General features: G+C 57.8%; 13 protein-coding genes. 5 read left to right on the plus strand and 8 right to left on the minus strand.

The annotated features are described in order from the left end of the window. Nucleotides 1–3: 3 nt before the first annotated feature. The 6 genes from KW829_RS14300 to KW829_RS14325 all read right to left on the minus strand — a co-directional run bounded on the left by KW829_RS14300 (nt 4) and on the right by KW829_RS14325 (nt 18,966). Nucleotides 4–1,173 carry an HlyD family efflux transporter periplasmic adaptor subunit gene (locus KW829_RS14300; protein WP_218308486.1) on the minus strand — a complete coding sequence of 390 codons (1,170 nt, stop codon included), beginning with the start codon at nt 1,171–1,173 and terminating at the stop codon, nt 4–6. 10 nt (nt 1,174–1,183) lie between these two features. After that, nucleotides 1,184–3,376: a type I secretion system permease/ATPase gene (locus KW829_RS14305; RefSeq protein WP_218308457.1), complete on the minus strand. Its 2,193-nt coding sequence runs from the start codon at nt 3,374–3,376 to the stop codon at nt 1,184–1,186. Further along, nucleotides 3,373–4,776 carry a TolC family outer membrane protein gene (locus KW829_RS14310; protein WP_218308458.1) on the minus strand — a complete coding sequence of 468 codons (1,404 nt, stop codon included), beginning with the start codon at nt 4,774–4,776 and terminating at the stop codon, nt 3,373–3,375. The genes KW829_RS14305 and KW829_RS14310 overlap by 4 nt, the downstream gene beginning before the upstream one ends. A 79-nt stretch (nt 4,777–4,855) precedes the next feature. After that, nucleotides 4,856–16,279, minus strand: a complete 11,424-nt coding sequence (locus tag KW829_RS14315) for a BapA/Bap/LapF family large adhesin (RefSeq protein WP_218308459.1) — start codon at nt 16,277–16,279, stop codon at nt 4,856–4,858. Nucleotides 16,280–17,018: 739 nt separating this feature from the next. Continuing rightward, nucleotides 17,019–17,375 carry a hypothetical protein gene (locus KW829_RS14320; RefSeq protein ID WP_010434274.1) on the minus strand — a complete coding sequence of 119 codons (357 nt, stop codon included), beginning with the start codon at nt 17,373–17,375 and terminating at the stop codon, nt 17,019–17,021. Nucleotides 17,376–17,559: 184 nt separating this feature from the next. Continuing rightward, the gene (locus KW829_RS14325; RefSeq protein ID WP_218308487.1) at nt 17,560–18,966 is read right to left on the minus strand and encodes an MFS transporter; all 1,407 of its coding nucleotides are present in this window, start codon (nt 18,964–18,966) and stop codon (nt 17,560–17,562) included. A 340-nt stretch (nt 18,967–19,306) separates the two neighbouring features. Between KW829_RS14325 and KW829_RS14330 the strand changes: the two genes are divergently transcribed. Next, nucleotides 19,307–20,221 (plus strand): LysR family transcriptional regulator, encoded by a 915-nt coding sequence (locus tag KW829_RS14330; protein ID WP_218308460.1) that lies wholly within the window; start codon nt 19,307–19,309, stop codon nt 20,219–20,221. Here KW829_RS14330 and KW829_RS14335 read toward each other — a convergent pair. Both KW829_RS14335 and KW829_RS14340 read right to left on the minus strand, forming a co-directional pair. Next, nucleotides 20,205–20,798: an L-threonylcarbamoyladenylate synthase gene (locus KW829_RS14335; protein WP_218308461.1), complete on the minus strand. Its 594-nt coding sequence runs from the start codon at nt 20,796–20,798 to the stop codon at nt 20,205–20,207. The genes KW829_RS14330 and KW829_RS14335 overlap by 17 nt on opposite strands. A 39-nt stretch (nt 20,799–20,837) precedes the next feature. Next, the gene (locus tag KW829_RS14340; protein ID WP_029485171.1) at nt 20,838–21,617 is read right to left on the minus strand and encodes an L-threonylcarbamoyladenylate synthase; all 780 of its coding nucleotides are present in this window, start codon (nt 21,615–21,617) and stop codon (nt 20,838–20,840) included. A gap of 234 nt (nt 21,618–21,851) precedes the next feature. Between KW829_RS14340 and KW829_RS14345 the strand changes: the two genes are divergently transcribed. Genes KW829_RS14345 through KW829_RS14360 form a run of 4 tightly spaced genes read left to right on the plus strand, consistent with a single transcriptional unit; the run spans nt 21,852 to nt 25,406 of the window. Then, on the plus strand, nt 21,852–22,328 hold the full coding sequence (locus KW829_RS14345; protein ID WP_010434264.1) for a YbhB/YbcL family Raf kinase inhibitor-like protein: 477 nt from the start codon (nt 21,852–21,854) through the stop codon (nt 22,326–22,328). A 10-nt stretch (nt 22,329–22,338) separates the two neighbouring features. Next, on the plus strand, nt 22,339–23,565 hold the full coding sequence (locus KW829_RS14350; RefSeq protein ID WP_010434263.1) for an HlyD family secretion protein: 1,227 nt from the start codon (nt 22,339–22,341) through the stop codon (nt 23,563–23,565). A 12-nt stretch (nt 23,566–23,577) separates the two neighbouring features. Continuing rightward, nucleotides 23,578–24,183 carry an L-threonylcarbamoyladenylate synthase gene (locus KW829_RS14355; RefSeq protein WP_215230154.1) on the plus strand — a complete coding sequence of 202 codons (606 nt, stop codon included), beginning with the start codon at nt 23,578–23,580 and terminating at the stop codon, nt 24,181–24,183. Beyond that, the gene (locus KW829_RS14360; protein WP_218308462.1) at nt 24,180–25,406 is read left to right on the plus strand and encodes an MFS transporter; all 1,227 of its coding nucleotides are present in this window, start codon (nt 24,180–24,182) and stop codon (nt 25,404–25,406) included. Before KW829_RS14355 ends, KW829_RS14360 begins: the two co-directional genes overlap by 4 nt. Nucleotides 25,407–25,418: the final 12 nt, after the last annotated feature.

Raw genomic sequence — 25,418 nt, forward strand, 5'->3', positions numbered from 1 at the left:
TGACTACCGCTCCCTCAGCGCTTCTTTCGCCCGGTTAAACGGCTTGATCATATAATCCAGCACCGTTTTCTCTCCGGTCTTAATGTCCACCGTCGCAATCATCCCCGGCACAATCGAGAAGTGCCTGCCCGCCTTATTCACCAGGTAATCCTGGCTGGTGCGGATAAATACCCGGTAATAGAACACTTCTGGCTTAGCTTCGTCCTGGATGGTATCCGGCGAAATGGTCTCCACCACGCCATGCAGTCCGCCATAAATCGCGTAATCGTAGGCGGTGATTTTGACCAGCGCTTCCTGATTAGGGTGGATAAAGGCGATATCGCGCGGCGACAGGCGGGTTTCAATCAGCAGGTGATCGTCCACCGGTACGATCTCCATCAGCTCGCCGTTGGGCGGGATCACGCCGCCGATGGTGGTCACTTTGATGTTTTTCACAATGCCGCGTACCGGGGATTTCACCGTCAGACGCGTCACCGAATCTTCACGCCCTTTGAGAATGGCGGAAACCATATCCACCTCCGCGTTGGCTTTGGAGAGCGCCTCGCGCGCCTGGACGTAATACTGCGAGCGCACGTCGGTCAGCTTGAGTTCCAGATCGCTTTTCTGCCGCTGCAGACGCAGCACTTCCACGTGGCTGGCGGCACCGGTTTTGACCAGCCGCTGGGTGATCGCCAGCTCTTTATTGGCGAGATCTAATGCCGAGCGCAGCTCGCGCTGGGTATCTTCAAGCTGTGCGCGACGTGAGTTATAAAGGCGCGTTTCGGCCCCGATCAGATCCGTCCATTTCGCCAGCGAAGGCGGGAATTTCAGCGGCAGATCGTTCACTTCGGCATACAACCGGACGCTGGAGGCGAGTGATGCCCGGTAGCGCGCCGCGCTTTCGCCGACGTTCGATTCCGAACGCGTCGGATCGAGTCGCGCCAGTACCTGCCCAGCCTGAACCTGATCCCCTTCGTGCACGTTCAATTCCGTCAGGATTCCGCCGTCGAGCGACTGTAAAACCTGCTCGCGCGAGCTGGGGATCACTTTGCCGGTTCCGGTGGAAACTTCATCAAGAATGCCGAACCACGCCCAGACGCCAAGCACCACAAACAGCAGCAGAGAGAAGATGACAATCCGCCGCGCCCCGGTGTAGCCGCTTTCGGAGTCGAGGGCGTTATCCAGATCGTCCATTGCGGCAACGTCACGCTGACTGATTTTCATTTTTCCACTCCCGTCCGGTTGCTGCCTGCTGTTGCTGCATACGGCTGTTGCTCAGGGCCTGCGCTTTTGGCGCATCCATCACCAGCATCCCTTCTTTCAACACCACCACACGCTCCACCAGCTCCAGCACCGGGACGCGGTGGGTGGCGACAACCAGCGTGCGGTTGCCGAGCCAGGCGTTGAGGCGCTGGATAAATTCCCGCTCGGTATGCTCGTCAAGCGACGCCGTGGGTTCGTCCATCAGCACGATATTCGGATCGCGCAGAAGCATGCGCGCCAGCAGAATGGACTGCCGCTGCCCGCCGGACAGCCCCACGCCATTCTCCATAATCGGGTAGTCCAGCCCCTTCGGCAGCTTCTGCACAAAGCTCGCCGCGCCGCACATCTCCAGCACTTCAAAAATCTCTTCATCGGTGGCGCGCGGCATACCCAGCGTGATGTTCTCGCGCAGGGTGCCGTAAAACAGCCGCGCGTTCTGGGTCATAAAGCCGACGTTACGCCGCACGTCCGCCACGTCGAGATGGGGCAGGCTGAAGTTGTCGAGCCGCAGCTCGCCGCCCGCCAGATCCATCCCGCCCGCCATCGCCTGCAGCAGGGTGGACTTGCCCGCGCCGTTGCGCCCGAGGATCGCCACTTTCTCGCCAGGTTTGATCTCCAGACGGTTAATGCGCAGCGCCATGCGCGGATCCTCCGGGTGATAGCGGAACTGCGCCTGCTCGAAGAGGTAATGGCCGCGCAGCACGTCCTGGCGGATCGGTGTCTCTTCGCGCTGGTTTTCGGTGGGAAGCTGCATAATGCTGTCCAGCCCCTCTTTGGCGGCTTTCACCTGTTGCCAGCGGGCCAGCACACCGCACAGCGTCGCCATCGGAGCGATCATGCGGGAGGCCAGCATAGAGGCGGCGACCACCGAGCCGGTGGTTAACGTTCCGTCGATCACCATCGGTGCGCCCACCACGATCACGGCGGCATACACCAGGCTCTGAATGGTCATCCCCCAGTTGATCAGGTTCTGCGTCAGCTCGCGGGTACGCAGGCCAGATTCCGCGGTGATCTGGATATAGCTGTTCCACTGCTGCAAAAAGCGGTTTTCCGCCTGCATCAATTTGATGTCCTCCAGCCCCTGCACGCTCTCCACCAGCACCGCGTTGCGCAGGGTGGATTCGTGTGCCGACTGCTTCGCCAGCTCCGCCAGCCGCTTTTGCAGCAGCAGGCCCGGCAATACCATGATCACCGCCGCGACCGGGGCGATCCACGCCAGCTGCGGCGCGATGATCGCCAGCACCACCACAAACAGGAGGAAGAAAGGCAGGTCAACAATGGTGGAAATGGTAGAGGAGGTGACCATTTCGCGGATCTGCTCCAGCTCGCGCAGCTGGGAAATGAAGCTGCCGGTGGAGCGGGGGATGGCGCTGTTGCGCAGGCGTAGCGCATGGCCAAAGACGCGATCCGACACGCGCAGATCCGAGCGCTTGCCCAGCAGATCCATAATGTGCCCGCGCGCCACGCGCAGCACAAAACCAAACAGCGTGGCGATCAGCACCCCGATAGTCAGAACGTACAGCGTCGGGTAGGACTGGGCCGGGATCACCCGGTCGTAGACCTGCATGGAAAACACGATCCCCGAAAGCGACAGCACGTTGATAAACAGCGCGGCGAGCATGACCCAGCTGTAGGGGCGCAGATCGCGCATCACCAGCCGGTAGAGCCAGTCCGGGCGATATTTAGAGATATAGGCATCCACCCGGCTGTCCTTCAGGGCGGCCAGGGGACGCAGGGCGATTACATGGCGGATGGCCGGGAGCATGGCCGTCATCGACAGGCGGTTGGTGTGCGTGTTGTCGTCGAAAAAGCTGACCTCAAGCGTGTCCTCGCCGTCGAAATGTTCAATAACGCCGATTTTCCCCTCGCTCAGCTCCACCACGACGGGCAAACGCCAGCTATTGATGGACTGCCGATCTGCCGTCAGCAGCTCAAATGACAGTCCGGCCTCGCGCGCAAGCTGGGTGAGGGCAGGCACCATCGGTTTACCTTTCAGCCACGGCGCACCCGCCATCAGCGCGCCGGGTGAACAGGCTACGCGATAACGCGTTGCCACGTAGCCAAACGCCTGTGCCCACTGTTCCAGCGCATCATCCGTCATGTTTTCACCCTGTGGGATATCGCGTTGCTTCATGGCTGGATCTCCACGGTCTGGATGGTACGGTTATCAAGATCGAACGCGTGACGTAAGCGCCCGGTGTTGTACAGGCAGTTGAGCTGAAGCTGATGCAGCTGTCCGGCGGTTTGCTGCTGGGTGAAACGCGCCTGATAAACCTCCTGTTCGGCGTTTAACACGTCGAGCAGTGGACGCGAGCCGAGGTCGAGATACTGCTGTTGATATAGCTCGCGGGTGCGGGCACTGAGCGCTTCCTGACGCCCTTGAATTTGCAGCGTGGCCATCAGGCTCATTACCTGGCTGCGCGCTTCGAGCAGTTTTTGCCGCACGTCGAGGCGGGTGCGCTGAATGGTGGACTGCGCTGACTCGACCGCATGTCCGGCCGCATTGCGTCGGGCGGTCAGGCCGCCGCCCTGATAGAGCGGCATCTGCACTTTGACCCAGGCGGAGTATTGGGTGCGATCCCGCGTTTCGTTGCCCGCATAGCGGTCGTTAAGGTAGTGGCGCACTTCCGGCTCAAGCGAAATGGTCGGCGTCATCTGCGCGTTGGCATTGTCAAGGTTGGCCTGCGCGGCGTTGGCCTGCGCCCAGGCCGCTAACACGGCGGGCACCAGACGATCGTCCGGCTCGGCGATGTCGCAGCTGCGGGCCAGGCTCTGGGGAAAGTCGTTACTGACGACGTTCAGGCTGTCCCAGCCCAGAAAACTCATCAGCGTGGCGCGGGCGCTGTCGAGGCTGGCCTGGTACTGCATCAGCTGGGCGCGCGCGCCTTCGATACGGGCATCGGTCTGCACCACGTCAGAGAGAGAGGTGGCCCCTTCGTCATTGCGCAGCTTTGTCAGCTTTCCGATAGAGGAGAGGGCATCAAGCTGCTCTTTGGCGGTGTCTACCATCTGCTGCAAGGTCTGAACCTGCACCATGGCGATGGCGGTATCGTGGGCAATGGTGTCAATGCTGACCAGCACGTTAGCCTGCTGCTGGGCGACGCCCGCGCTTTCGGCGCGCACCTGGCTCGCCACTTTGCCGAAGTCGTAGAGCATTTGCGAGAGGGAGAGCACCAGCGATGGCGTGAAGCCGTTGTCGTCACCGTCGTGGGTATAGCCGTTCTCCATTCCGGCATTGATTTGCGGATAGTATTTCGATTTGGCGACGTCCACGTTTTCGCTCTGCTGGTAGAGTTTACCTACCGCTTCGCTGATGGCCGGGTGCCAGGTGACGGCACGGTTTACGGCTTCGCTCAGCTGCAGCGTGCCGGGCGCGGCTTTCGTGGCCACCGGGGCCACGCGGCCGTTCAAAGAGGGGAGTTCCTGCGTTTCGCTGAGTTGTTCGGCATTGATCGTTCCCGCCGGGTTGGCAGCTAGAGCGGGCACAGATATCAGGCAGCACGAGAGCCACCAGTAAGGCATCTTCTTTCCCATGTCTTGTCCCTAATAAAATGGTACAGCTTTATTGTTGTGCCCGGGCGCTGTGCGCCCGGGTCAGGTGGTTCTGCTGCTATCAGGTAATGATGTGCTGCTGGTTAACAAGCTCGTCGTAGGTGGTCTGAACGTTATCCAACGTAACGAGTGCAGATTTAGTGTAGGCGGCCCCTGTACCGTCACGGTCGATGGAGATCACAGTATTGCCACCGCTTTGTGAAACAGTGAGATAGTTACCCAGCGTCGACGCGCTGCCGTTCCAGCCCACCAGCAGATCGCCAATGTCGATCTTGTCTCCCTGCGCCAGTGAGAAGTTGGTCCAGTGGTCGCCCGCGCTGTTCCCCGCCGTTGCGTTGCCTGCCGTGCTGTTCAGCACCTGGTAAATCAGCGTATCGCCGTAAGCCGTACCGGTAATGACGTCGTTGTGTTCAGAGCTGATGAACTGCGGCGCCATATTAATGGTCAGCGAGGCGGTATCCGTTTTACCGGTCGCGTCGGTCAGGGTGTAGTTAAAGACCTCCTTCGAGGTGATGGTTGAGAGCGATACCCCGGCGTTGAGGCTGTAGGTGTAATGACCGTCTGCCGCAATCGCCAGCGTGCCGTAATGGCCAACAATGTTCACCGCAGTGCTGCCGGTGTAAGGATCCAGGGTGGTGGTCACGCCGTTGTAGCCGGTGATGCTCAGGCGAGTATCCACCGAGTGCAGTTGATCCATTGCCCCGGCGGAGTCGGTGCCGTCAAAGATGTTGCCGTTGACGGTATGACCGCTGGTGGAGTCGAACTGGGTCAGGGAGTAGGCGGTGCCGCTGACGCTTGGGGTAATGGTGATATTTCCCGCAGCCAGTGGGCCCATTTTGCCGGTATAGCTGAGCGTATAGGTACCTGCATCCAGATCCAGTCCCGTCAGGTTGATGGTGGCTGTGCCGCCCAGCAGCAGCCCGCCGTTGAATGAACCACTTCTTACGGTGGTCGCGCCATTGGTTATCGTCCAGTCCACCGTCAACCCGCCCAGAGAAAGGAGCGATGCGACGTTAAAGGTCAAGACCACGTTGTGCAGGGCCGTATTCGGATCCACCACGAAGGTACCGTTTCCGCTACCCTGGGTTGATGCCAACAGCGCGGCGTTCCAGCTCGCCGTCCCTACGGTTGTATCCGAGTAGGCCGTCGTATGGTGTACCGAGGTCACGTCCATCGCGGTGCTGACATCGTTCACCGCATCCATCGCCCGCGCGGTTGGGGTGATGTTGAGCGAGGCCGTATCTTTGGCACCGTTCGGCGCGGTAATGGTGTAGACGAAGGTATCCGGCGTGCTGATGTGGTCAGCGCCAACGCCGCTCTTCAGGGTGTAGGTGTACTGACCGGACGCGTTAATGGAGAGCGTGCCGTATTCCCCCACGATGGTGGTGAGGCCGCTGCTGTTTACCGCCACGCCGTTTACTTCCGTCACCAGCGTGCCGGATGGCGCGACGTCATCCGCCAGCACATCCCCGGTGGTGCTGGTACCGACGCTTGCCACGCTATAGACGTGGTCTTCCAGCACGTTCAGCGTGTAGGCCGTCAGCGCGGTGATCCCCGCCGCCGTGTTCAGGAGGAAGAGGTACTCCCCAGACGGCAGATTCAGCGTCAGCGTGGATGAGGTGCCGCCCAGCAGCGGCGCGCGCAGCCAGCCCGGCTGAACGCGCATCTGCTCGAAGGTTTGGGTCGCATCGTTGAACTTATAGATGTACAGGTCAAACACCGAGGCCAGCGCTACGCCCCCCACGGAGGCCTGAATGGTCATGGTGCGGGTGGTGCCTTCCTCCACGCTGTAGATGATCGGATTGCTCAAATCATCCAGCAGATTCAGGCCCAGGGTATTACCGAGGTTAATCCCGACCACGGTAAAGCCGCCCTGCGACGAGGTGCCGTTGTTAATGGCGCTCACGGTGGTGTCAAAGGTCAGCGATGCGGTGTCATCTACGGCCACGATGCCGCTGGTGGCTGTGCCTGTTCCCAGCGACAGCACCAGGTTCGCCGAGGCGCTGGTTCCGTTGTGGGAGATGGTATAGGTGAAGTTCTCCGTACGGCCAATCACCGAGGCGCTGGTATTCGTCAGGGTATAGGTGTAGCTGCCGTCGCGGTTGATGGTCAGCGTACCGTACTGCCCCTGAATTGCCGTGCCGTCGGCGGTGACGCTGGTGGTTACCCCCAGGGCGTTAGTGACGGCGGTAACCGTGGTGCCAGCCGGAGCGTTATCGCTACCGGTAGTCGGGTCAACGTCGAGGATGACGTTGCCGCCCAGGCTGGTTTCGCCGGTGACGGTGCCTGCGCTGGTCTCTTTCACGCCCACATCAATGCTGGTGTAAGAGCCCGTCGCCAGCAGGTTGGTGTTGTAGCTCAGGACGCGATACTGCCCGTTAGCCAGGCCGTTCAGGTTCAGCGAAACGCCGGTCGCCCCGAGCGTGAGCAGATCGGCAAACTGTGGCTGGCCGGTATCCACCACCGTTGTCCAGGTGTTGTTGACGCTGTCGAACCGCTGCACCACCAGTTCAAGGGTATTGAGCAGCGACAGCACCGCACCCGTGGCGTTGGCGTTGACGGTGATGTCCGCGCTGCCGCCGCTGCCCACCGTAAAGCCGACCTGCGCGGTGTCATTGCCGAGCAGCGTCAGCGCGTTACCCAGCGCGCCCACCAGCAGGAAGCCGTAATCGCTGTACTGCGAGTTGGTGACCGTTGCGGTTGTGGTGAGGTCCAACTCTTCAACGTTGCTACTGGCCGACAGCGGCACGACCGGGGCGAGGGCCGATCCTGGCAGCGAAACGTTACCTGCGGCATCGGTCGCGGTGACCTGCAGCGTCTGACCTTCGGTCTGTTTATTGAGGAAGGTATAGCTGTAGGTACCGTTGCTGCCTGCCGTTGTGGTCACCGTGCTGCCATCTGCCAGACGGATGGTGACGGTGCTGCCCGCTTCGGCGTTACCCGTCAGGACGCTACCGTCGGCGTTAAAGCTGCCGGTTGGCGTGTTTGGCGCGGTGAGGTCGACAATCACCGTCGTGGCGGAAGAGAACGGACCGGTTCCCGAGCCGTTACTCGCGGTGGCAGTAAACGCATGGGAGCCTTCGCTCATCGCCGGAGTGGTGAAGGTCCAGTTGCCTGATCCGTCGGCGACAACGCTGCCCATTGCGACGCCATTATTGTAGAGCGTGACGGTAGCGTTAGGCTGCGCCGTTCCGCTCAGGGTTGGCGTGGTGTCATCGGTCGTTTTACCGTTGGTCAGATTACCGGTGACCGTACCGACGTTGTCGGTAATAGTGGCGATTACTGGCGCGTTCGGCAGCGTCGTGAACGGCGCGGTAACCGATGCGCTCACACCGGCGTTTCCGGCTTTATCGGTGGCGTAGACCACCAGCGACTCTCCTCCCGTCTGCGCGGGGGAGATCGTGGCGTTAAAGTTGCCGCTACCGTCTGCTACCGCCGTACCGAGGACCGTACCGGTGCTGGTGGTGATGGTAACCGTGCTGCCCGCTTCGGCGGTGCCGGTGACGTGCGTCCCGTTGGTGATCACCGCCAGGCCGGCAGGAACCGCTGGCGGCGTCAGGTCAACGGTGATGGTGGTGACTGACGATGGCGCGCTGGTGTTGCCTGCGGCATCGGTCGCCGTGGCGGTGAAGTTATGTTGCCCCTCCGCCAGCGTGGTGTTGGTTTGCGGTAGCGTCCAGTTCCCGTTGGCATCCGCCGTCACGGTACCCACGAGCGTCGTACCGTCATAGATGCGAACGGTGGCGTTGGCTTCCGCGGTGCCGTTGAGCGTAGGGCGCGTGTCGTTGGTCGGGTTGCTGCCCGTCACCGGACCGGTGACGGTGCCCACGTCATCGACAACAGAGCTGATAACCGGCGCTGTTGGCGCGGTTGCGTCAACGTTAATCACATATCCAGTGGTTTGCGCACTGGCGTTACCTACCGGATCGGTCGCCGAGAAGGTCAGGCTGTGCGAGCCGTCGCCCAGCGCCGGAGAAGGGGTAAAGCTCCAGTTTCCGCCGGTCGCAACGACGCTGCCTATCTGCACGCCGTTATCGAAGATTTTCACCGTTGAGCCCGCTTCTGCCGTGCCCGTGAGCGTCGGCTGCGCATCGTTGGTTAAGCCACCGTTGGCGATTGGCGTGGCGGCGTTACCGACGTCATCCGTGATGCTTGTCAGCACCGGCAGCGCTGGCGGCGTGGTGTCGATGGTCAGCGTGAAGGTGGCTGATGACGCGCTGGTATTGCCAGCCGCATCGGTGGCTTGTGCCGTAAAGCTGTGCGGGCCAGTCGCCAGCGTCGTGTTGAGCAAGATACTCCAGTTGCCGCTGGCGTCTGCAGTGCCCGTGCCGACAAGCGTTGTGCCTTCATAGATGTTCACCGTAGCAAATGGCTCGCTGGTGCCCACAAGACGCGGTACGGTGTCGTCGGTGCTTTGCCCTGAGCCAAGCGCGCCCGTCACCGTGCCGACATCATCGATAGCCTGCGAGATAACCGGTGCGTTCGGTGGAGTGGTATCGACAATCAGCGTAAAGGCCGGTGAAGCCGGGCTGACGTTGCCTGCCGCGTCGGTTGCCGTGGCGGTCCAGGTATGGCTGCCGCTGCTGAGCGGGTTAGCAGGCGTGAAGCTCCATACGCCACTGCCGTTGGCCTGAACGGTACCGACCTGCTGACCATTTTCATAAAGGGTAATAGTGGCGTTGGCCGCTGCGGTTCCGTTCAGCGTTGGCGTAGTGTCGTCGGTACTTTGCCCCGAGGTGAGTGGGTTGAGAACGGTACCCTGGTTATCCGTTGCTGGCGTAAAGACCGGTGCCAGCGGTGCGACGGTATCCACCGTCAGGTTAAACGCTGGCGAGGTGGCGCCGGTGTTACCCGCCGTATCGGTGGAGTTGAAGGTGATGGCGTGCAGCCCTTCACCGAGCGCCGTGCCCGGGGTAAAGGTCCAGTTCCCCTGAGCATTCACCACGGCGGTGCCAATTTCAGTGCCATCCACAATCACGTGAACCGTCGCACCGACTTCGCCCGTGCCGTTGAAGGTTGGGCGCGCATCGTTGGTGCTGTTGCCGGTGAGGAGCGTCCCGGTGACCGGCCCGACATCGTCAATGACAGTCGTTACAACCGGCGCGTCAGGGCCTGCGGTATCCACGGTGAAGGCGAATACCGGAGAGTTAGCCGAGACGTTGCCTACGGCATCCGTGGCGTTGACGCGAATGTTATAGTTGCCATCGCCAAGCGCAGTGCCAGGCGTAAAGGTCCAGTTGCCGTTGCTGTCTACCGTGGTGGTACCAATCTCCACCCCATTATTCAGAATGTGGATTGTACTGCCCAGCGCACCTGTCCCGCTCAGCGTCGGCGTATTGTCGTTGGTGACCTGGCCGGCGGTCAGATTACCGGTCACGCCGCCCGCCACGTTGTCGTTAACCGTATCGAGCGTCGGCACCGTTGGCGCCGTCAGGTCGATGTCAACGCTCCAGGCGTTGGAGGTCTGGCTCACGTTGCCCTGCGGATCGGTGGCTTTGACGGTGAAGGAGTGAGAGCCTTCCACGAGGGCGGTTTCAGGCGTAAAGGTCCATGCGCCGGTGACGCTGTCTGCTGCCACGATACCGATCTGCGTTGTGCCATCATAAATAACGACGACACTGCCCGCTTCCGCCGTCCCGGTCAGGGTTGGCGTGGCGTCGTTGGTTGGCGCACCGTTAGGTACTACGGTCGCGGCATTCCCCGCGTCGTCGGTCACGCTGGTGATCACCGGCGTCGTGGAGACGGTGTCAACGGTGATGGTGATGCCCGTAGAGAGTCCGCTCGCGTTGCCCGCCGGATCGGTGGCCCGGACCGTCAGGGTATGATCGCCATCAGCCAGCGCAGGCGGGGTGTAGGTCCATGTGCCCGTTGAGCCGACGACCACGCTGCCTAACGGAGTACCGTTATTGTAAATGGTAATCGTATCACCCACGTTCCCCACGCCGTTCAGCGTTGGACGGTTATCGTTGGTGGTCTGGCCGTCGCTCAATGGCCCAATGCCCGGACCGACGTCATCGATGATGGAGCCGATAGCCGGTGTGTCGGGTGCGGTCAGGTCAATGGTGACGGTTGCGGCAGGAGAGCGTCCGCTGGTTTGTAAATTCAGCGTGGCGGTGACTTCAAAGGTGTGTTCTCCTTCAGTAAGTAGAACCGGCGTATAGCTCCAGTTACCGTTCGCGTCCGCAACCACGTTAATCAGTGGGATCTGTACCCCGTCCTGATAGATGGTGATGATACTGCCTGCTTCAGCTGTGCCGACGAGGGTTGGTGTGGTGTCGTTGGTCGTTTTGTCTTTTACATCCCCCGTGACCGGGGAAACATCATCATTGATAGCGGTGATGATCGGCACGTCAGGGAGATTAGGTAAAGTGTTGGTGACGGTGTAGGAGGCATCAGGACTTAAGTTACCCGCGGCATCGGTAGCCGTCACGGTCAGCACTGCACCATTTGGCTGAGCAGGGCTGAGCGCAACAGAGAAACTGCCGCCGCCGGCAGCAACGCCAGTGCCAACCACGTTGCCGTCAGCATCAGTTACGGTGATGGTGGAGCCTGCTTCCGCGCTCCCGGTCATCGGGGTACCCTGAGCGGCCACGCTGATCCCCGTCGGCGCGGCGGGATCGAGGGTATCGACCGTGACGTTCAGGGTTGGAGAGCTGCCGGAGCTGAGGCCGGCAGGATCGTTCGCGGCGACCGAGAAGGTATGCGGGGCATCCGTTAATGTTACAGGCGAGGTCCACTCCCATGTACCGTCAGCTTGTACCGTCGCGGTCACCGTTGAGGCGGAGCCATCCACGGTGACGGTGATGATCGTTCCGGGCTCACCTGTTCCTGAGAGCGTTGGCGTGCCGTCGCGTGAGTACAGAGTGCCGTTGGTGAGCTGGCTATCAGAAACCGCGTCGATAGCTGGCGTCGCGGGAGCCTGCGTATCGATCGTCACGGTAAAGACCGGGCCTGGCGCACTGACGTTACCTGCGCTATCCACTGCCGCAACGGTAATATTCAGCGGGCCGTCTGTTTGGGCCGTCGGAAGCGTGTATGTCCATTGGCCATTGACGATATCCACGCGCGCCAGTTCAACACCGTTGTTGTAAATGATCGCCGTTTCACCGTCAGGACCGGTTCCGCCGATCGTTGGGGTGTTATCCGTCGTAAAACCACCGTTTTGTGCACCACCGATGGCCGAGATCGCCGGTGTATCGGGCGCGAGCGTGTCTACCGTAATGGTGATGCCGGTTGATGGATCCGATTCGTTGCCCGCCTCATCGGTGGCCGTGGCGGTATATTCATGCGTGCCTTCCCCAATGTTGCTATCAGGGCGCCAGCTCCAGTTGCCGTTTCCGTCTACCGTCACCGTGCCTACGGCTGTCGTCGTTGTGCCGCCATCGCGGCTGTCATAGATGGTGATCACATCGTTTGGCGTACCTGTTCCGCTCAATACCGGGCGCGGATCGTTGGTGGTTTCGCCGTCGGCTACGGGGCCGGTGATCTGGCTCACGCTGTCGGTCACGACCGGCACCGTTGGGGCCAGAGGGGCTTCAGTATCAATGGTGATCGTCACCGGGGTGGACGGGGCGCTTTCGTTGCCTGCGCCATCCTGATTGGTGACCGTCAGGGAGAGATCGTAGGTCCCGTTACCCAGCGGTGGGTTCGGCGTCCAGGTCCAGTTACCGTCACCGTCCACCAGAGATTCACCGATTTTGGTCGTGCCATCATAAATATTCACCACGTCACCCGGGTTGCCCGTTCCACTCAGGGTTGGCGTGGTATCGCGGGTCGTTTCACCCGGGTTCAGTGCGGTACCCGGCGTGCTGCCGTCCGGGTTTACGGTGATATCCGGTATCGCCGGTGTATCAGGCGCGATGGTATCAATGGTGAGCACGAACGGAGGCGAAATCGTCGTATTACCGGCATCATCCGTGGCGTGCACCGTCAGGGAGTGTGGGCCGTTGGTTAACGGGGTGGTTGGCGTGAAGGTCCATGTTCCCCCCGTTACAGTCGCCGTGCCGAGCAGGGTATTACCGTCATAAAGCGTGATGATGGTGTCCGCCGGTGCCGTCCCCTGCAGCTGAGGCTGGGTGTCGTCCGTCGTATCACCGTCCTGAAGCGGGTTCTGCACCGGACCCACGTTATCCAGCGCTGTCTCAATAGTGGCCGCCACCGGTGGCGTAACGTCGACCGTCAGCGTAAAGCCGCCGGATGACGGGCTGGTGTTACCCGCCGCGTCGGTGGTGACGGCGGTCAGGGTATGCGGCCCCTCGCTCAACGGCGTTGTGGGCGTGAAGGTCCACGCACCGTTGCTGTCGACCAGCACGGTACCAATGGCGTTGCCATCAAGACGAATGGTGACCGTTGAACCCGGCTCGGCGGTACCGTTGAGCGTCGGGGTGGCGTCGTTTGTCGTTTCACCGGTATCGAGCGGGCCGGTGCGTCCAGGGGCATCATCCACGACCTGCGTAATGACCGGTGCGACCGGCGCAGTGCCATCAACGGTGATGCTCCAGGGATTTGAGGATCCGCTCGGGTTACCTGCTCCATCGACTGCCGTTGCCGTCAGGACGTAACCGCCATCAGGCAGCGGTGCGGTTGGGGTAATGCTCCATTCGCCGGACGCCGGAACGGTCACGGTACCGATGACGGTGCTGCCGCTGGTAACGGTAATGGTTGTACCGGGTTCACCCGTCCCGTTGATGGTAGGCGTCCGGTCGTTAGTGAGGCCATTCTGGGCGACAGGACCCGTGGTGGCCTGCACATCATCCACCACGGAAATAATCACCGGCGTTTGCGCAGGCGTGATGTCCGGCGCAACGGTAGGGGTTGTTGGCCCCGTGTTGCCTGCGGCGTCGGTGGCATCTGCGGTCAAACTTTCGCCGTTGGCTTTTGGCGGCGTGAGCGTGACGCTGAAGCTACCGTCATCATTGGCTTTGCCTTGACCCACCGTGACGTTACCTTCACGAATAGTCACCGTACTACCCGGTTCAGCGGTGCCCGTGACCGTTGTGCCGTCACCGGACACGACGACGTTATCCGGCGCGAGAGGTGGCGTCGAATCAGGTGCAGTGGCCGTAGCCGGCAGGCTAACGTTACCGCTGTCATCGGTTGCGATAACTGTCAGCACTTCGCCGTTTGTCTGGGCCGGGCTGATTGGCGTGCTAAAGGTCCCGTCGCCATTGGTTGTCGTTTCGCCGATGACTGTGCCATCCGGGGCTTTAATGGTGACGGTACTGCCCGGTTCTGCCGTCCCGCTGACGCTTTGACCATCGTCGGACACCACGAGGTTGCCGGGCAGGGCTGGCGGGGTGGTATCGGCCGCGGTAGCGATCGCTGGCGTGCTCTGGTTACCTGCAGCGTCAGACGCCACCACGGAGATCAGCTGGCCGTTGGTTTGCGCAGGGGTAAGCGTGGCAACAAAGTTACCGTTGCCGTCCGTGGTCGTACGGCCAATGACGTCTCCGTCGCTGTTGGTGATCACAATGCTGCTGTTGGGCTCGGCGGTGCCGGTAATCTGCGTGCCAGCCGGATTCAGAGAAATGACGGGTTGATCCGGCGGTGTGGTGTCAACGATGAAATTAATCGGCTGAGACAGGCCGCTCTGGTTGCCTGCCGCATCGGTTTCACGCACCGTAATCGAGTGCGCGCCTTCTGCAAGAGGTGATGTCGGGGTCAGGCTCCATGTGCCGTTAGGCTGCACCGTGGCAGTTCCTACGAGCGCGCCGTTATCGTAAACGGTAATGGTGCTGCCAGGTTCACCTCTGCCCGTCAGACGCGGCTGTGAGGCATCCGTAAACTGTCCTGCGCTGATGGCACCTTTGAGGCCTCCGGTATCATCATTAACCACGAATGCAGACGGCGTAGACGGGGCAGTGAGATCCACGGTAAGGGTAAACGCCGGGGAGGCTGGGCCGATGTTGCCTGCGACGTCGGTGGCACGCACGGTCAGCTGATGGCTGCCTTCGCTGAGGTTCACGGAGGGCGTAAACGTCCAGCTTCCGTTAGCGGCTACCACGGCGGTACCGATCGCGATGGTGCCGTCATAAATGGTGACGGTCGAGCCTGCTTCTGCGGTACCGGTGAGCTGTGGCCGCGGATCGTTGGTACTGCTGCCATTGCCCAGCGTACCGGTAATGGGGGCGACATCATCAACAACGCTGATGACGACCGGCGCCGTCGGGGCGACGGTATCGACGATAAAGGTCACGGCGGTCGATGGCGCGCTGGTGTTGCCCGCCGCATCGGTTGCCGTGGTCGTGATGGTGTGGCTTCCGTTGGCGAGATTGCCTGCTGGGGTAAAGCTCCAGTTGCCGTTAGCATCCACTTTGGTGGTGCCGATCTGGGTGCCGTTATCGTAAATGGTGAGGGTGGTTCCGGCTTCGCCAATGCCGCTGAGGGTAGGGCGGGCGTCGTCAGTGCGCTGGCCATTGTCCAGCGGGCCCGTTTCCGTGCCGACATTATCGTTTACGATGAGAAGGTTTGGCGCATCTGGCGCGGTGGAGTCTGGAGCGGTGACCTGACCAGGCTGGCTGGTGTTGCCCGCGGTGTCCGTCGCGGTGGCGGTAAGCTGCTCGCCGTTGGTCAGCGGTTTACCCAGTTCAATTGTGAATGTGCCATCGCTGCCTGCTTTCCCGGTGCCGACCACGTTGCCGTCGGCATCTTTTAACGTGACGGTGCTGCCCGGTTCAGCGCGACCCGTGACGGTGGTGCCGTCATCCGATACCTGCAGATTGGTGGGCGCATCCGGTGCGGTGGTATCGGGCGCGGTGACGTGCCCGGCCTGGCTGGTATTACCGGATGAATCCGTCGCGGTAGCGGTGATCACCTCGCCGTTGGTCAGGGGCTTATCCAGCACGATGGTAAATTTGCCGTCATTGCCCGTTTTTCCGGTGCCGACCACGTTACCGTCGGCATCTTTTAGCGTGACGGTGCTGCCCGGCTCCGCGGTACCCGTGACGGTTTTGCCATCGTCGGAGAACTGTAAGTTGGTTGGCGCGGTTGGCGCCGTGGTATCGGGATCCGTCGGCGTGCCCGGATTGCCGGGGTTGCTGTTGTCATCATCGTCACCGCCACCTCCTCCGCCGGTGCCCGCCGCGATGGCAATCCCACCCGCTACCGCAAGACCACCCAGCACCCATGGCCAGACGGCGGCACCGCCTGCATCACTCCCTGACGCGGCAAGTAATACGTCCGTGGAGGCGATTAATTCGTATGTGGCGGCCCCGGTAGGATCTTCAATCCACCACAGCGCGCCGTCACTCTCCTCCAGGACCAGCTGGCTCACGCCCTGGGCATCCGTGACGTAGAAGTTTTTCAGGGTGATCACCTCGCCGGAGTGCAGCGTTACCACCAGATCGTTACCGCTACGGGCGAAATGAGAAATATCGGTTCGCTCTACGTGTAGCTCCACGATAGAGGAATGGCTCAGCGTAACCTGGGTGCCCTCTGTGGTGGTTTCCACGCCAGTAAGTTTCGATATAACAGAGATTTGGCTCATTTAGTCATTACTCCAGACGAGTTGTCGTGAACGGCGTGCAAGATGAGCCATCTGTTTATGAAGGGAAAAGCGCGCCCCCGGCGGAGTCACTGCAATTAAGCAGTACTCACCGTATTTTTTTTAGAGCGAACGATGCCCGCCAGGATATAGAGTGGCAACATCAGAGCGAATCTATTTATTTGATGGAAAATATTGCGTATTCTTTTTTTTGTGCTCTAGATAACCCTGTAATTAATAGAGGAATTAATCCGAAACGGTATGAAAATGATATAGTCAGAAAAGTCTCGATATGCAAATTAAGCTGCTGTAAATACTGGTGGGTATTGTGAAGTTGGCATTAATATATTGATGTTAATTATCGGTGCAAATAATTAACGCTCTGTTTTTGAAGGTTTTTTATTAAAGCCTGATATCTTTTTGAACGTTTCTTAAGAAGTAAAATAATGCGGCAGAAAGAAAGTCACCCTTTATTTTAAATTATATTATTTATGGTTGCTTAATTCGTGTTTAAGTTAGGGTAACATTTTTGATGTAAGATATATTATGTTTTTGAAGTAGTAAAATATATTCTGATGCGCAGACAAATTTCTGCTAATTAGAGAGCGCTAAACGTCGTTGAGAGAAGGGTAAATACATTCGGTTGATAGCAACACCGATCTTTTTCTGCGCGCCACGCGGGTATCTTGCGTCTTTGTTCGGAGAGACAAAAAAAAGGCCGCTAACGCGGCCTCTTTGGGGATTACTCAGTGACTTTCTTTTCTAACTCACTGGCACCCTGTTTGGTTTTATTCCAGCCTTTCTCAGCACCTTCTTTGGTGGCATCCCACCCCTTTTCGGTGCCTTCTTTGGTTTTATGCCAGGCTTTCTGGGAGTCTTCGCTGACCTTGCTGCCAAAGCTTTCGCTTTTACCTTCTGCGGCATGCTCGTTTTTCAGCTTCAGTTCTTCACCTTTGTTCTGCTCTTCGTGCAGTTTTTGCTTCGCGTCGTTGGCGTTTGCTTTCGCCGCGGCGACAGTGTCGTCAGTTGCATGTGTGGTCGCAGCAAAAACGGGGGAAGCCAGCAGAATGGCAGATAATGCGATAATTGTTTTTTTCATAATATCCTCATTTAACGTTATCGGTTATGAGCGTGATTCAGCATGTCACAGACGAAGCGAAGCGGCTTTAGGAAAAAACTGTAAAAAGGGAGATGCCATGACGGGGCTATTATTTCCGGGGCAGCAGAAATAATCATGGATGCCGCTCACCTGGCGTGAGACGGCATTTTATTAGTCACGGTGATTAAATATTTTCCAAATCGATACCACGCGTGTTGGGGCCAAAAATACCAATGGTCAGCATCACAATCAGCATACTTATTACAATGAAGGCAATAACCGCCGTCGAGCCGCTATATTGCAAGATAAGACCGATAATTATACTGCTGAATACGGTGGATAAACGGCTAAAGGAATAACAAAAGCCGACCGCGCGAGCCCGAATACGGGTGGGGAAAATCTCAGACTGATAGGAGTGGTAGCTGTAGGTCAGCCAGGCATTGGACCAGGTAATAAAGAAGCCGCAGGCAATCAACAGCAGCGGGTTGCTTTGAAGCGCGAACAGCGAACCAAAGATGACCGTGGTCAGACAGGACAAGACGATTTGCCATTTATTTTCCATCCGATCGGCATAGCGGCTACAGATGAGCGCACCGAGAGGATAGGCCAGCGTGATGAAAAAGGCATACAGCAGGCTGTGCGTGACCGATGTCCCATTGCCGGACAGCAGGGCAGGGAGCCAGTTTCCGAAGCCAAAAAAGCCGATCGCCTGAAAGATATTCATCACCACCAGCATGACAACCCGGCCACGGTAGCGCGGGGACCAGATGTCTTTAAATCTGCCCTTGATGGAAGGCTGGTCGCTGTGCTGCCCGGCACGGAGAGGGAAATCAGCCTGCTCGTCGGCACCGCAGCGTTTTTCCATCTCATGCATGACGTTCCTTACCTCCAGATAGCGCTTTTGCTGCAGCAGCCAGCGTGCCGATTCCGGCAGCCCCTTACGTACAAGCCAGATGACGATGGACGCCAGCGCGCCGGCAATCACCACGAACCGCCATCCGCTCAGGCCAAACCACGTCTGCGGGACCAGCCACCACGACATCAGCGCCACGGCAGGAACGGAGAGAAACTGAATGAAAAAGGCGAAAGCAAATGCGCGGGTGCGAAGGTGAGCGGGTACCCACTCTGTCAGATAGGTATCAATGGTCACCAGTTCAACGCCGAGCCCGATCCCCACCATAAAACGGAAAAAGATCACCCATTCCGCCTGATGCTGAAACGCCATGACGAGGGAAAACAGCCCGTACCAGAGCAGGGCATACATAAAGGTCGCGCGTCGGCCAATGCGGTCAGCATAGGGGCTCAGCAGGCTGGCACCGATAAAGAGCCCCAGAAAGGTCGCGGAAGCAAATGCGGCCTGGTCGGCCATACCGAACACACCCTGCTGCCCGGTATGAAAGATCCCATCAGCAATGAGCCCGGCGCTGATATAGCCAGTTTGAAACAGATCGTAAAGCTCAAAAAAACCGCCAAGAGACAGCAAGGCGATGAATCGCCAAAGCCCGGCGGAAGCCGGTAAGGCATCGATCCTTGCCGCAAGATCGTCCTCGCGGATGGGGTTTTGTGCCCCCCACTGTGTTCCTGAAACTATGCATTCACTCACTGTTAACCCTCTAGTAACATTCACCCTGAGTCGTTATGCTAGTGGGAAATTAGCGGATTTAAATATTTAATTCGTATTCAGAAGCAATAAATAAAGCATAAAAAACCAGATATTTTTCTTTTAGTGCGTGGATATTCACCTGTCGGCTTCTCTCATTTTTCGACGAAAATATATCCTTGCGTCGATGAGAAAAAATATCAACACGCCCTCTTTGCGTTAATAAAAAACGCACAAAGGGCGGCACGCTGGAAATTTTTCACTTGACGCTAGTAAGGACTTTTGCGACTAATTGTCGGGTGACGTTTGCTGATCGGGTGCAGATTGTAGAATGGAAAAAATCGAGAATTTAATTCCGATGGTGGTTTTCGCGCGTGTCGTCGAAACCCTGAGCTTCACCGAGGCCGCACTCTCTTTGGGAATGTCGAAGTCGTCAGTTAGCCGGGATATTTCAACGCTGGAAAAACGTATTGGTGCAATGCTGCTTAAGCGTACCACCCGGAAAATAGAGATTACGGAGCTGGGGTTGAGCTACTATCAGCACTGCTTCAAAATATTGAATGAGCTGCGTTCTGCAGAACGGTTTATACGGGATTATTATGAGGAGCCGGCGGGGACAATAAAAATACTGGCCCCGGTGACGTTCGGAAAAGAGTATGTTGTGCCAGCTTTAAATGCTTACTTAGAACGAAATATTATGGCCAACGTCGATCTCGATTTATCCGATAAAGCGGTGGATATCAAAGAGAGCCCGTACGATTTGTCCATCATCGTGGCTCAGGACACGCCAACGCATGAGCATACCAAATTTTTATGCTCCATCCAGTGGGGGCTGTATGCTACCCCTGACTTTATCTCCCGGATGCGTCCTGTCCAGACCCCGAGCGATCTCCCCGCCCATAACTACATCCTGTTCCGTGGTGTGGCACGTACGGTTTCGCTGCCGTTCAGAAAAGAGAAACAGAAGGTCAATATTGACGTCCATAGCCGCTTCAGAAGTAATAACAGCGTGGCGCTGATCAGCATGGCACTTTCCGGTCTGGGCATTGCCTACTTGCCCAATTACATTGCGCGAGAAAGTCTCGCCACCGGAAAACTGGTCCGGCTTTTACCCGGCTGGCAGATGGATGAATATAAAGTCTGGCTGCTGTCAAAAAATAAAAATACGATGACGTCAGGCATTAAGCGTTTTAGCGACGAACTTCAGCAGCTTATCACCGGAGCTGAGGTCAAAGCAGGCTACTGATATCCAGCTCACCATGACGAAGGATCGAGACGTTGTCATCCAGCAAAGAGATATGCGTGGTGGCGGTACGGCTGGGATTTTTGCAGTTGGACGGGACGACCAGATCGACGCGGTCTCCCATGTCTTCCCGGGCGAGCGTAAAACTCACAAGATCGCCCTCAGCCTGCGGATATCCTGCCGGGATGACCGCCAAAGGCCTGCCTAACCGGCTGATGATGGTTCGCATCTGACTGTTTTTCACGCAGACGACCGGAAGAATATCGCCTGCGCCGGGAAGAAAACCGGCTAGCTGTTTCTTTCGCAGGCTGATTTTCAGGGTGCCGGGCCAGCAGGCCCGGCTGAGCATTTCAATTTTGCTTCTTTGCCACGGGCTGACATCCACCCATTCCCATATATCAGCCAGTTCGCAGAAGCAAAACGTCATCTCTCTCGTACCGGGCGATCTTTTTAACAGCGTCAATTTTTCCATGGCGTCCAGGCTGTAAGGATCGGCCGCCAGTGCAAAATGGGTATCGGTAGGGATCAGTATGATCCCGCTATTACGCAATACGGTAATGGCCTTGTCTATAAATGACATAATTATCGATATCCCTGTGACGTGGTTAAACCCGAAATATTAATAATAATCGCCGTGGCGATAGTCCCAGGTATTAAACTGGGCTGACATGAAGTTAATAATTTTATTGACGTCGAGACCTTTGCGAATTAATACCGGGCAAGGGGTCACTTTTCGGGCGCTACCCTGTTCAGGAACCAGTTTCCCTTCACTGTCTACCATTGACACCATGACGCCTTGTTCATAGCGACTCTCCTGGGTTTCATCAGGCTGAATAGACTTAACGTACTCGTTGGCACAAATAATTACGTCTGCACGCGCTTCGATGCGTTCCCCAATGAACTCCACCATGCCGCGGTTGCCTTTGCCTGACGGATTCGCCGAGCTGGCAAAAGAGAATTTTTGATGTTTTTCCCACAGCTCTTTGGCAATCATTTCACCGGGTTTGCCAAATTTAATCACGAAGCAGCTGGTTTTTCTGCCGTCCATCATCAGATCTTTCAGGCCGTTATCAGGCAATCTGGCGATGGCATCTTCTCGCCACGGCAAAATACAGCCCAGTAATACGTCTGCATCCCAGTGTGCCTGATAAAATGCCTCAATTTCCGGGTTCATTTCCGCCAGCGATTTCAGCTGTTCCATACTGCCGCACAATACCACGCCGGGTTTATTACGGTTTCGCTGTTTCGCTTCGAATTTTCTCTCAAGCCCCTCTTTATCCGAGGTCATAATGATATAACCCACTTTCGTAGGGCAAACAATCATTCCGCCTTCCGCCGATAATACGTTAATCGCTTCCGGCTGAACCTGACCATTCCACGCGACTTTCTTATTCATCATTCATTCTCCCTGCACCACACTGGTGTCATAAATTTAGGGCAAGGATGTCGTGTAATAAGAGGCTTCGCAATCGGCAGAGAAATTTTCACCGCATTGTTTCAGTGTTGGAACAATATCGCGTTATTCCTGGGCAATTCGCCGGGTTGGCGAATTCTGTTACCGGTTTTGCTTTCAATCGGTTACCAATAGAACAACCCACCGGCAAATGCCAACAATCAAGCAGAGGTTAACGCTATGAAATTATCTATTGCAGGTTTATACGACTATGGTTTTCTTACTAAAGCGAACGAATATCATAATTTTGGCGGAAATGGCGATAATGTCTCTCCCGCCTTGTCCTGGGAACATGTCCCGCAGGGGACCAAAAGTTTTGCCGTCACCGCTTACGATCCTGATGCGCCAACGGGCAGCGGTTTCTGGCACTGGGTGGCCTATAACATTCCTGCCAGCCTGACCGCACTTGCGGCGGGAGCGGGAAACCCGGCGAACACACCCGACATCACACATGCGCAATCAGATTTTGGCGCGCCTGGCTACGGCGGTTGCTGCCCGCCAGAAGGCGATATTCCGCACCGCTACATCTTCACCCTGCACGCCCTGAGCTGTGATGATCTGGGCGTGACGCCGGATCTGCCCAACGCGGTGATACGTTTCCTCATCAACATGCATACCCTTGAGAAAGCCAGCATCGTCACGCTGTATAAGCGTTAATGAGGCGTGTGTGATTAACCGAATCAGAGCGGTTTTCGCCCGGCATAGCCTCCTCAAATGGGGCGTGGCGGGTGGCGTGCTGGCGGCCATTGTTCTGCTGTTTTTCGCAGGAATGGGGGTCTCCAGCAAGGAGGCCTTTATCAATGGTCGAATATCCACGGTGCTCTCCCCGCTGCCGGGACAGCTCGTGCTGGCGAAGAACATCGCGCCGGGCCAGGCGGTCCAGGCCCGACAGTCCCTGGGCAATGTGGTGACCACACAGGCAAACGATCAGATCCCTGGCCTGGTGGCCCAGCGCAGCGCGCTGGAGATCCAGCTTGCTGAGCTCGACAAGCACATTTCGGGGATCGATCAGCGACTGCAGGTTTATCAGCAGCAGCGACAGCAATACCTCGCAGAGAGCAGGATGCAGCAGCAGTTAGGTGAGAAACAATCGGCAGCCACGTTTGTGCAGCTGAAGGAGGAGCTGAGCGCGATTACGGCGCAAACCGCATTCTCCCGACAGCAGCTTCAGCGCTATAAAAACCTCTACCAGCAGCGTTTTATCAGCCGCATGGAGTATGAAGAGCGTAAGAACAACACGCAGGTGCTACAGGCCAGCCAGGAGGCGAAAGCGGCCGAGCTGCGTCAGCGTTTACTTGACGTGAATGCCGCGAAATCCGGCCTTCAGCTGACAGGGCCAAGAACGCTGGATGCGCCACAGCAAAATCAGCGCGATATGTCGCTCACGATCGAGAATATGCAGCAGGAGAGGCTGCAGCTGATTGCCCGCAGGCAGGCGACGACGCAAAGCATTCAGGAAGTTGCCGCGCTCCTTCACTCTCGTCAGCAGGCGACGCTCAGCAGCAGCACGGACGGCGTGATCTGGGACGTCACCGAGGAGAATGGCGCAAGCGTTCAGAACGGCTCGCCGATTGTGCGCATTCTGGATTGCCGCACCCGCTGGGTTGAGGCGTTTTTTGATGAGTCTGATGCCGATCGTCTGCGTCCGGGGATGGCCGTCACGGTTCGCCTGAGCACCTCGTCAGCCATGCGCTGGAAAGGAACAATAAGAACCCTCCGCGCGGGGAGTGGACGTGTGGCGGTAGGGGAAAGGGACGTTCAGCCCCCACCTGAAATCGCGCGGCGCCAGTTGCCCGTGAAAGTCCTGACTGCACATATCGATATCGACTGGAAAGACGTGCCGGATCCCGCCAGTTTCTGTCTCGCGGGCCGTAGCGTAACCGTCAACATTTAAACAGGAAAAGAGATGCAGCATATACACAATACGGTCGCCGCCCTCAAGCGCGGTGAGGTGGTTCTGGTTCCCACGGATACCAATTACGCCCTGGCGGCAGACCCGTGGAATATTGACGCCTGCCAGAAAATTTACGATCTCAAAAAACGCGAACGACAGAAACCGCTGACGCTTTTTGTCGCGGAACCGGCACAGGCGTGGGAGTACATCGCTGTTGATAAGCTTCAGCACCGCGCTGCGCTCGACAAGCTGATTGGTGCCATGCCCGGCGCGCTGAATGTGGTGGTTCCGGCATCGGATAAAGTACCGCAGAACCCGTATCTGAAGCCTGAATCTGTTTCTCTGGTGTGCAACCATCAGAGCGTGTTGCGAGAGGTCATTGCGCTGTTTGGCCGCCCGCTGGGGATGAGTTCAGCCAATCTCTCCGGTGTGGAGTCTGACTGCCTGATCGACATTGATGCCGCCCGCCAGACGTTTGGCGACCGTGTGGGTTATATTCTGCCCGCAGCCCAGCGCCCTGTGACAACGGTCTCGAGCACCATCGTCTCGCTGCTGGAGAAGGAGATTAACATCCTTCGTGCGGGAGATATGGACATTATGGCGATGCTGTCGTCATGACGACGCGCCGGTTACATCCCGGATCTGGCAACCATGGCCTGTTCCTGGCCTACCGTATTATTTCCCGTTGCTATTTCCATCTTCCCGTCTTGTTACTCTATTTCTGGACGATAGATATGGGGATGTACCGGATTATTTTCCTGCTGGCGCTGTATGGATTAACCAGTACTTTCAGCAGCGGCATACCCGGCTGGCTGCTGCGCTTCTGGTCTCCCAGACAGACGGTGGTTGCAGGCGAACTGTTGAAGGCGCTGGGAATGGCGCTGATGCTGTGGAGTACCCGGCAAAGTGAGGTCAATCTTACTTTGCTGGTGGCGTCGCAGCTGCTTGGCGGCGCGGGGTTTACCATCGCGCTAACCACGGATGCGGCCCTGCTGCGCCAGCTCACCGCAGGCGATCAGCACCGGTTTATGCAGATCCAGACCACGTCGCAAAGCGGGATGTTTATTGCCACGCTGGTGGCAGGCTCGCTGGGGAGCATTCTGTTTGACTATAATCCCCAGTGGCCGTTTATCGCCGCCATTCTGGTGAGCGTTATCTCCTCCGGATGCGTATTGCTGATTCGCGTGCAGGAGTCAGAGCATGAACCTGCGCGGCCTGTTGAGCGGGTCTCTTTTTCGCCCAGAGGGGATCAGCTCTTCTGGATGCTGTTCTATTCCATCTCAAGAGCGTTTACGCTGGCGCCTTTCATCGGCTTTATTCCGTTCTACTTTATTATGGTGAACGTCGACCCTCTGCTTTTCGGGGCCGTGCTGAGCTGCTTCACGCTCTCGTCCTGGGGGGCAATCAAAATAGCCGGACCTTTCATCGCCCGGTTTGGGGTAACGGCGTTGCTGTCGACGACCAGCCTTTTCATGACGGCGGCGCTGGGGCTTTTTGCCAGCAATGAATGGCTTGCAGCGAAAGGCATGGACTATTTTATCTCCGGGCTGCTGGCGCTGGTGCTGCTGGGGTTTGGCTCAGGGACGATTCGGCCCGTCACGCTTGCTAACCTCGATCTCTCTGCCAATACCCCGGATGAGCGCATGCGCGTGTTTGCACGCATGGAGCGTGATTTCGGGCTGGCCAATGCATTTTTACTGGCCGTCGGGGCGTGGCTGCTGGTGAGCAGGGACTTTACCACGCTGATGCTGATCTTCTGTCTGATCTATATTTCGGTGGTATGCATATCTGCTCTTCTTTACTTAAAGAATCTACGCTGCGGGGACCACAGTTCCACCTGAGGAACAATTCAC

The sequence above is a fragment of the Enterobacter sp. ENT02 genome, assembly GCF_019219165.1.
Lineage (GTDB): Bacteria > Pseudomonadota > Gammaproteobacteria > Enterobacterales > Enterobacteriaceae > Enterobacter > Enterobacter mori.